Consider the following 541-nt stretch of genomic DNA (forward strand, 5'->3'; position numbering starts at 1 on the left):
CGCACTTACAGCGGCTGCTACGGGGGTGACCGCCTGATGGCGGTATGTACCGCCCTCGGCTGTACGGACGACGCCGAGGTCGTCATCCGCCTCGAGGACGGTCGCGAGCGCCCTGTCTGTCCCGACGACGCCGACGACGGTGAGGTGGTCGGCGATGCCTGAGGACGACGACGTCTCCGCCCGTGACGCCCTCGCCATCGCGCAGCGGGCGCTTGCTCGCGTCAACGAGTTCGAGGACCGCATCGACCAGCTCGAGGCACAGCGTGGTGAGCTCCAGGAGGACCTCACCGCGGTGAAGCTCCGTCTCTCCGAGATCGATGACGAGCGACCGTACGAGTCGCTCTCCATCGACGAGAAGGTCGGCATGGTCCGCGAGCACGCGTTCCGGAAGGCGGTCGATCGGAGTGGCCGGGCAAAGCTGGACTACGACGACGTGATGTACGAGGTGTTCGACGGGAAGCCCGGCGCGAAGCACTGCTACAAGCTCATCCGGCTCGCTGCTGGCCTCGACGCTGACGAGAAGACCGGCGGAACGATCCCG

At 67.1% G+C, this 541-nt stretch carries 1 protein-coding gene; it reads left to right on the forward strand.

Translation table 11 applies throughout. From position 1 onward, the window contains the following. Positions 1-154 precede the first annotated feature (154 nt). On the forward strand, positions 155-541 hold a 387-nt coding region (locus tag DVK07_RS20945), incomplete at its 3' end, for a hypothetical protein (protein ID WP_121598609.1).

The sequence above is a fragment of the Halorubrum sp. Atlit-26R genome (assembly GCF_003666015.1).
Classification (GTDB): domain Archaea; phylum Halobacteriota; class Halobacteria; order Halobacteriales; family Haloferacaceae; genus Halorubrum.